7 protein-coding genes are annotated in these 9,517 nt (G+C 50.1%); all 7 read left to right on the plus strand.

The window, feature by feature from the left end; all coding sequences use genetic code 11:
• On the plus strand, positions 1–207 hold a 207-nt coding region (locus OB13_RS09265), incomplete at its 5' end, for a hypothetical protein (RefSeq protein WP_461489879.1).
• A 23-nt stretch (positions 208–230) separates the two neighbouring features.
• Positions 231–2,093, plus strand: a complete 1,863-nt coding sequence (locus OB13_RS09270) for a DNA topoisomerase IV subunit B (protein WP_461489880.1) — start codon at positions 231–233, stop codon at positions 2,091–2,093.
• Positions 2,086–4,833: a DNA gyrase/topoisomerase IV subunit A gene (locus OB13_RS09275; RefSeq protein ID WP_461489881.1), complete on the plus strand. Its 2,748-nt coding sequence runs from the start codon at positions 2,086–2,088 to the stop codon at positions 4,831–4,833. Before OB13_RS09270 ends, OB13_RS09275 begins: the two co-directional genes overlap by 8 nt.
• Positions 4,834–4,895: 62 nt before the next feature.
• Entirely contained in the window at positions 4,896–5,681 is a 786-nt protein-coding gene (locus OB13_RS09280; protein ID WP_461489882.1) for a tetratricopeptide repeat protein, read from the plus strand.
• 146 nt (positions 5,682–5,827) lie between these two features.
• Positions 5,828–6,910, plus strand: coding sequence for a tetratricopeptide repeat protein (locus tag OB13_RS09285; protein ID WP_461489883.1), 1,083 nt, complete (start codon positions 5,828–5,830; stop codon positions 6,908–6,910).
• Between the two features lie 19 nt (positions 6,911–6,929).
• Positions 6,930–8,870: a threonine--tRNA ligase gene (thrS, locus tag OB13_RS09290; RefSeq protein WP_461489884.1), complete on the plus strand. Its 1,941-nt coding sequence runs from the start codon at positions 6,930–6,932 to the stop codon at positions 8,868–8,870.
• Positions 8,871–8,989: 119 nt separating this feature from the next.
• A complete protein-coding gene (infC, locus tag OB13_RS09295; RefSeq protein WP_461489885.1) occupies positions 8,990–9,514 on the plus strand; it encodes a translation initiation factor IF-3 in 525 nt (174 codons plus the stop codon).
• Positions 9,515–9,517 lie beyond the last annotated feature (3 nt).

A 9,517-nucleotide genomic window follows, 5' to 3' on the forward strand; every position in this document is an offset into this window, starting at 1 on the left:
AGTCGAAAAAAATCAGATTTTGATGAACTGCAACGCCTTTTGATTAGTTATAAGAAGAACGAAAGGATTTGCAGTTGCATGGGGAAATTTAAAAGGCTAAAAAAATTAGCATATAAAATTCAAATCTTTGCAAATCAGACAGGCTTGGAACTAAATGTTGCGTCCGATCTCTTTTATTTTTCTATATTACCGAGTGATTCTATCTAAACAAATACACTTACGCTTACAGAATGGCAGAGTTAGAGCATAATTACAACGAGGACAGCATTCGCTCGCTGGAGCCACGCGAACACATCCGGTTGCGACCCGGTATGTACATTGGCAAACTGGGTGACGGTTCTTCGGCCGATGACGGTATTTATATTTTGGTGAAAGAAGTAATTGACAACTCCATCGACGAGCACGTGATGGGGTATGGAAAAACCATTGAGATCAAAATATCAGACCACAAGGTACAGGTACGCGACTATGGCCGGGGAATCCCGCTGGGAAAAGTGATCGATTGCGTGAGTAAGATCAACACTGGTGGTAAGTATGACAGCAAGGCTTTCCAGAAGTCGGTTGGTCTGAACGGGGTAGGTACAAAGGCAGTGAATGCGCTTTCCAGCCAGTTCAGAATTCAGTCGGTACGTGACGGACAGGTAAAGGCAGCTGAGTTTGAGCGGGGAGTGCTGACGAACGATCTGCCCCTGGAAGTCACGACACAGCGCAATGGCACCCTCACGGTTTTCACGCCGGACGACACCATCTTCAAAAACTACCAGTACAACCCGGAGTATCTGGAAAACCAGATCTGGAACTACGTATACCTGAATGCCGGCCTGACCATCAACTTCAACGGTAAGAAGTTTTACTCGGAGAACGGTTTGCTGGATTTGCTCCGCAACAAGGCCGATGAAGAAAGCATGCGCTATCCGATCATCCACCTCAAAGCCAATGATATTGAACTGGCGTTGACCCACGGCAACGACTACGGCGAGGAGTATTATTCTTTCGTGAACGGCCAGTACACGACAATGGGGGGAACGCACCTGGCGGCTTTCCGGGAAGCGATCGTCAAGACCGTGCGTGATTTCTATAAGAAAGACTATGACGCGGCGGATATTCGTGGTTCCATTGTGGGCGCTATTTCGCTGCGCGTGCAGGAGCCTGTATTTGAGTCGCAGACCAAGACCAAGCTGGGCTCCATCGATATGGGGCCTGACGGACCGGCAGTTCGCGCCTTTATCAACGATTTTATAAAGGAGAACCTCGACAACTACCTGCACAAAAACCCCACTACGGCCGAAGCGCTGAAAAAGCGCATTGAGCAGAGTGAGCGCGAGCGCAAGGACATGGCCGGGGTGAAGAAGCTGGCCAACCAGCGCGCCAAGAAAGCCAACCTGCACAACCGCAAGTTGCGGGACTGCCGCATGCACTTTAACGAAGACAAGCATGAAAATGCGCTCTTATCTACACTTTTCATCACAGAGGGTGACTCGGCAAGTGGGTCCATAACCAAATCCCGCAATGTAGACACGGAAGCTGTCTTCAGTTTGCGTGGTAAGCCTTTGAATTGCTACGGCCTGAAGAAAAAGGTGGTGTATGAGAACGAGGAGTTCAACCTGCTGCAACACGCCCTGAACATTGAAGAAGGTCTGGAAGGGCTGCGCTACAACCGGGTGGTGATCGCGACCGATGCCGATGTGGACGGTATGCACATCCGGTTGCTGCTGCTGACTTTCTTCCTGCAGTTCTTCCCGGACCTGGTGAAGAACGGCCACGTGTACATCCTGGAGACGCCTTTGTTCCGTGTGCGCAACAAGAAAGAGACCATCTACTGCTACAACGAAAGTGAGAAGCAGGAAGCGATTCAGAAACTGGGCAAACGTCCGGAGATTACCCGCTTTAAGGGTTTGGGAGAGATCTCCCCGGATGAGTTTGGCAAGTTCATCGGCGATAACATCAAACTGAAGCCGGTGATCCTGCAGAAGGATACTACGATTCAAAAAATACTGAGCTACTACATGGGCAAAAACACACCGGAGCGTCAGAATTTCATTATTGATAATTTGAAGATTGAAAAAGATATAGTTGAAGAATTATATGCATAACGACGAGCTAAATAACGAAGAGATCGAAAGAGAAGACGAGCTGGAAGTTGCTTTTACAGATGGCGGGGAAGAAGTTATCCATAATATTACGCCTGTCTCCGGCTTGTATGAAAACTGGTTCCTCGAATATGCTTCGTATGTAATTCTGGAGCGTGCCGTACCCGCAATCGAGGACGGCCTGAAGCCGGTGCAGCGCCGTATCCTGCATGCCATGAAGGAGATGGACGACGGTCGCTTTAACAAAGTGGCCAACGTGATCGGTCAGACCATGCAGTATCACCCGCACGGCGATGCTTCTATTGGCGACGCGATGGTGAACCTGGGTCAGAAAGACCTGTTGATCGAAACGCAGGGTAACTGGGGCGATGTGCGTACTGGTGACAGCGCTGCTGCCCCGCGTTACATCGAAGCCCGACTCTCCAAGTTTGCATTGGATGTGGTCTTCAACCCGCAGACGACGCTCTGGCAGCTAAGCTACGATGGCCGTAAAAACGAACCGGTAACATTGCCTGTCAAATTCCCGTTGCTGCTGGCCCAGGGCGTGGAAGGTATAGCCGTAGGTCTTTCTACGAAGATCATGCCGCACAACTTCAAGGAGCTCATCAAAGGTTCTATTGAGGTTCTGAAAGGCCGTAAGACGACCCTGCTGCCGGACTTCCCGAACGGAGGTATGGTCGACGTGACCAACTACAACGAAGGTATGCGCGGCGGCAGGATCCGGGTGCGTGCCACCATTGAAAAGGTCGATAAAACCATGCTTATCATTCGGGATGTGCCTTATGGCATCACGACGACCGGCCTGATGGATTCGATCGTGAAAGCGAGCGAAAACAACAAGATCAAGATCAAAAAGGTGATCGACAATACGGCGGCCGATGTAGAGATACAGGTGCACCTGCCACCTGGTGTATCGCCTGACCTGACGATGGACGCCTTGTATGCCTTCACCGATTGCGAAGTTTCCATTTCGCCGAACACTTGTGTGATCATTGACGACAAGCCACACTTCCTGAGCGTGGATGAGTTGCTGCGTATCTCTACGTTTAAGACCGTCGACCTGCTCAAGCGCGAGCTGGAGATCCGTAAAGGAGAACTGGAAGACAAGTGGCATTACTCTTCTCTGGAGAAGATCTTTATCGAGAACCGCATCTACCGCGACATCGAGGAATGTGAAACCTGGGAAGCTGTTTTAGAAGCGATCGACAGAGGCCTGGATCCTTTCAAGAAACTGCTGCGCCGTGAGGTTTCACAGGACGATATCATTCGCCTGACCGAGATCCGGATCAAGCGTATTTCGAAGTATGACTCCTTCAAAGCCGATGAGTACATCAACAAGCTGGAAGAGGAAATGGCGGAAGTGGATGATCACCTGGCGAACCTGATCCGTTATGCGATCTCTTACTTTGAAGGCTTGCTGAAAAAGTATGGCCAGGGACGAGACCGCAAGACACAGCTTAAAACTTTTGATGTGATTACTGCACAGAAAGTTGCGATCGCCAATCAAAAGCTTTACATGAATGCCAAAGACGGTTTCATTGGTACAGGACTGCGCAAAGATGAGTTCGTGTGCGACTGCTCCGATATGGACGATATCATCGTGTTCCGCAAAGACGGCAAGTTTGTGGTGACGAAGGTGGCGGATAAAACGTTCGTGGGGAAAGACATCATCATGGCCGGCGTCTACAACAAGAACGACGAGCACATGGTCTACAACATGATCTATGTGGATGGCAAGTCGGGTGTATCCTTTGCAAAGCGTTTTGCAGTCAAGTCCATCACCCGCGACAAGGAATATGATCTGACGAAAGGGGAGAAAGGCTCAAAAGTGCATTACCTGACGGCTAATCCAAATTCCGAGTCGGAAGTGGTAAGCATTACCCTGGCGCCACAGGCGGCTGCCCGTAACAAGCAGTTTGACTTTGACTTCGCAGAGTTGATGATCAAAGGTAAGGGCTCCAACGGCAATATCGTGACCAAGTATGCCATCAAGAAAGTGGTGCAGAAGAGTCTGGGAGACTCAACCCTGGGAGGCCGTGAGATCTTCTACGACGAGGTGATCGGCCGCCTAAACACCGAAGGGCGCGGACGTTACCTGGGTTCGTTCAACACCGAAGATACGATCCTGGTGATTTACGAGGATGGAACCTACGAGCAAACGACCTTTGACCTGAGCAACCACTACACGGTGGAGAAGATCAAGGTGCTGCAGAAGTTTGATCCGGAACTGGTTGTCTCAACCATTTATTACGAAGGAGACAATAAGATCTACTACGTGAAGCGTTTCAAGATAGAGACTTCTACGGTAGGCAAGAAATTCACCTTCATTTCCGAAAGCAAGAACTCCAGACTGGAAGCTGTTTCCACGCATCCGGAGCCTTTGGCAACCATCTCCTTCAAACGGGCTCTGCGCGGTGAAAAAGAGACTGAGAAGCTGCTGCTGAGCGATTTCATCGATGTGAAGGGCTGGAAGGCAATGGGCAATAAGCTGAGTTACTTCAAAATATTTGACGTAACGGTGCCAAAACAGGCGGCAGTGGAGCAGGAAGAAAAGCCTAAATCTAAGAAAGTTACAACTAAACGCGAAGCTGTAACGCTGCCGGCTGAACTCCGTGAATTAGCGGAAGAAGCTGCGCGTGCGAGCGGCAACCAACCTGTTTCGGAAGATGACGTACAAGTAGTTACGGAAGATTCTAGTGCAAAAAAAGCGTTGAAGGAAAAGAAACAACTGGATCTGTTCTAAAATAAGTCCTTTTTTTGCAGAAGTCTTTTTAAAGCAATATATTAGGTTGCGAAAAACATTTTATGAAAAGACTTTTCAAAGCGATACTACTCTTCATTCTGTTCGGCTTCCTGCTCTCTCCCTGTGAGGCAGCAGGAGGCTCAGAACATGATGTTTTATTGAAGCGTGCGCACGAGTTGCAGCTCCAGTATAAAGAGACAGAAGCTTTGGCCGTTTACGAACAGGTACTTACCACCTCCCCCGACAATTACGAAGCGCTCTGTAGTGCCAGCCTGTTGCACACCCGCATGGGCCACCGCTTCGAGGATGACAGCCGTAAGATCAATCACTTCAGCAAAGCAAAAGACTATGCCCTGCGTGCCTACGCACTGGATTCAGTTGATGCCAATTCTAATTATGTGATGGCGTTTTCGCTGGCTTCGCTGGCCATGGTATCGGGCCCTAAACAACGTCTGGCTGTTACCAACCAAATCAAATCATACCTGGATGCAGCGCTGCGTGCCGATCCGAAGAATGCAGATTCCTGGCACCTGCTGGGACGCTGGTATTTCAAAATGGCCAATCTGAACTTTGCCGAAGTGGCAGCCTCTAAAATGATTTTTGGCGGAATAAAAGAAAAAGCTACGAACCAGGATGCCATCCATGCATTGGAGATGGCCATTAGTTACAACCCGAATCAACTGAACTATTATTATGACCTGGCCTGTATTTACCAGGAAATGAAAAATAAAGAAGCCTGCGCTTCGACGTTGCAGCGTGTTTTGACCCGGGACCTTCAGCTTCATACGAAAGAGGAACTGGAACTTAGCAGGCGCTGTAAGATCATGCTGCAGGAGCAACTGAAATAAGTTGATCTGAAGCTTAAGCGAGGGGGCCTGCTACCAGAAGGAAGCGGGCCCCCTCGCTTATTCGTAGAAGTATAGCAGGGAATTTATCGGTATTTAGCCAAAATATCTATAATTTAGCGCACTAGAATGAATCTGATAAGTTGTTCATGATGTCCTACGTAGGCCGTTGGTGTGTGATAGTGGCTTCGCTCTGCCTGGCAGGCTGCAACTTGGAGGAGGGCAGCAGGGAACGGATGGTGAACCTGGAGGTCGTGGCCGATGATCCGGCTAAGCAGTTAATCAACCTGAGCGAAGCCATCTCCCAGTCGAGGCGGGAAGGTAGCCTGTATACCCGGCGGGCCATGGTATTGCTCCGAAAGGGGGATCTGAAACAGGCGCTGGAAGATGTGAATGAAGCGATAAAGCTGTCGAGTGGTGATCCGGCCAATTTTTTTGTAAAGGCGCAGGTGCTATACCTGATGGGCAATTCAGCCGAAGCGCTCCCCCTGGCTTTGCAGGCAGAGCGCAACTCCTATCAGAGTTCGTCGCTGTATGTATTGCTGGCCGAGCTATACCTGCAACGCCGTCAATATGTAGTGGCCAACCAGTACATCCGGAAAGCACTGGAGATTTCTCCGTCCGACGAATACGCCTTTTATTACAGAGGGCGTATCCTGGCAGAGACGGGTGACACCACGAAGGCTATACGCAGTTACAGGCTCGCGCTGGAACAGAATCCGGAATTTATGCAGCCACACCGTGAACTGGCAGGCTTATACCTCGATAAGCAGGATGTGGCAGCGGCAAAAGTACACCTGGATAAGGTAGAGCAGCTGGCACCGCAGGACCCGCTGCACTGGTACTACAAAGGACTGCTTTTTTTGGAAGGGCAAAAGAAAGATAGTGCGCTGTATAGCTTTAGTCAGGCTGTGGCCCTAGCCGATACACTACAGGGAGCACATTACCAGCTGGGCTTGTTACAGTACGCCAAAGGGGAGTACGATGCCTCCTTGCAGCATCTGGACCGCGCCAAGAAGACGTATGGGAACACCCTGAAGTACCTGACCGTGAAAGCTGCCAGCTACGAGCGGCTGGGCGAAAACCTGCCGGCACTGCAGCATTATCAGCGTATCGTAGCGCTGGAACCACGACATACCTACGCGTTGCAAAGTATAGCGCGTCTGAAATACAGATTAGAGAGACCAAGGCCTGTGCTCGACAGTATGGCTGTGCGGCAGCAGGCTTATTAAACATACCTAAGAAAAAAACATGATCAACATCACACTGCCAGATGGCTCTGTGCGCCAGTATCCGGAAGGTGTAACAGGCCTTGAGATTGCCGCCAGCATAAGCGAAGGCTTGGCCCGCAACGTGTTAGCTGTTAAGGTGAACGACACGATTTGGGATCTTTCACGCCCGATCGGGAGCGACGCTGCCATACAACTGTTAACCTGGAACGATGACCTGGGCAAGAATACCTTCTGGCATTCATCCGCCCACTTGCTGGCAGAAGCCCTGGAAGAGTTATACCCGGGCATTAAGTTTGGTATAGGTCCTCCTGTCGAAAACGGCTTCTACTACGACGTCGATTTGGGAGAAGGAAACCAGTTCTCGCAGGATGATTTTGCCAAAGTGGAGCAGAAGATGCTGGAGCTGGCCCGTGCCAAGAATGAGTATAAGCGCGAGGAAGTTTCCAAGGCCGATGCGATCGAATACTTTACCCAAAAAGGAGACCAGTATAAGCTGGACCTGCTCAAAGACCTGGAAGACGGAACGATCACCTTCTATACCCAGGGAAATTTCGTGGACCTTTGCCGGGGACCACACATCCCCAATACAGGCTTTATCAAAGCGGCCAAGCTCATGAACGTGGCCGGCGCTTATTGGCGTGGCGATGAGAAGAGCAAGCAGCTGACCCGTATCTACGGCGTTACCTTCCCCAAGCAGAAGGAGCTGACGGAGTACCTTGAGCGCCTGGAAGAAGCCAAGAAGCGCGACCACCGCAAACTGGGCAAGGAGCTGGAATTGTTCGCCTTTTCCGAAAAAGTGGGTATGGGCTTGCCGCTGTGGCTACCCAAAGGTACGATGCTGCGTGAGCGCCTGGAGCAGTTCATGCGCAAGGCACAGGTGAAGGCAGGCTATCAGCCGGTTGTTACCCCACACATCGGCAGCAAGGAACTTTATGTTACTTCCGGACACTACGATAAGTATGGAGCCGATTCGTTTCAGCCCATCAGAACTCCGAACGAAGGCGAAGAGTTCTTCCTGAAGCCGATGAACTGCCCGCACCACTGTGAGATCTACAAAACGCGTCCGCGCTCTTATAAGGAGCTTCCGGTGCGCCTGGCAGAGTTTGGTACGGTATACCGTTACGAGCAAAGCGGCGAGCTGCATGGCCTGACCCGCGTACGTGGCTTTACGCAGGATGACGCCCACATCTTCTGTCGCCCGGACCAGGTGAAGGAGGAGTTCAAAAAAGTAATTGACCTGGTGTTGTACGTATTCAGCGCCCTTGGCTTTGAAGACTATACAGCTCAGATTTCGCTCCGTGACCCGGAGAACAAGCAGAAGTATATTGGGGGAGACGAGGCCTGGGAGAAAGCGGAGAATGCCATCATCGAAGCTGCAGCAGAGAAAGGGCTCCGTACTGTAACAGAACTGGGCGAGGCTGCGTTTTATGGTCCAAAGCTCGACTTTATGGTGCGGGATGCGCTGGGAAGAAAGTGGCAGCTTGGAACTATTCAGGTAGATTATAACTTACCAGAAAGGTTCCAATTGGAGTATATCGGCGCTGATAATGCCAAGCATCGGCCTGTGATGATCCACCGGGCACCTTTTGGTTCTTTGGAACGTTTCGTGGCTGTACTGATCGAACACTGTGCCGGTAACTTCCCGTTGTGGCTGAGCCCGGAGCAGTTTGCCATCCTCCCGATCTCGGAGAAATACCAGGATTTTGCACAGCAGGTATACGACCGGTTGCAGCAGGAAGACATCCGCGGCTTTGTAGACAACCGCGACGAGAAGATCGGCCGCAAAATTCGTGATGCAGAAGTGGGCAAAGTTCCGTATATGCTGATCGTAGGCGAGAAGGAGCAGGATGAGAACGCGGTCTCGGTGCGCAGGCACGGAGAAGGCGATCTGGGCACTGTATCCGTCGATGAATTCATCAGCATGTTTAAGGGCAAAATTGCTGAGATGACCAACAATTAAGGAAAGATATTTTTTTCTTGATAGAATAATTGCGATATTCGCAGCCTAATTTATAGAAACTAATTTAAGGAGGTAAAACTATAGCTACTCAAAACAGGCGCTACATCCCACGAGGAAAAGTGGAAGAGCCATACAAAGTCAATGATAAAATAACTGCCAGAGAAGTAAGGCTAGTTGGTGACAATGTAGAGCAGGGTGTGTTCTCGACAAGAGACGCCCAGAAAATAGCTAACGAGCAGAATCTTGACCTGGTTGAGATTTCGCCGACAGCCAATCCGCCTGTTTGCCGCATCATCGACTACTCGAAATTCAAGTACGAGCAGAAGAAGAAAACGCGTGAGATGAAGGCGAAAGCCCAGAAGGTAGTCATCAAGGAGATCCGTTTCGGTCCCAACACAGATGATCACGATTTTGAGTTTAAGCTCAAGCACGCAAAGGCTTTCCTGGAAAGCGGATTTAAGATCAAATCTTATGTGCACTTCGTGGGTAGAACCATTGTGTTCAAAGAAAGAGGCGAGATCCTGCTTCTCAAATTTGCACAGGCACTGGAGGATGTGGCCAAAGTAGAACAGCTCCCAAAGCTGGAAGGAAAGAGAATGTTTCTGATCCTTTCTCCGAAAGTAGCTCCTCCTGCTAAAAAGTAATTT

The organism is Pontibacter sp. HJ8, assembly GCF_054824225.1.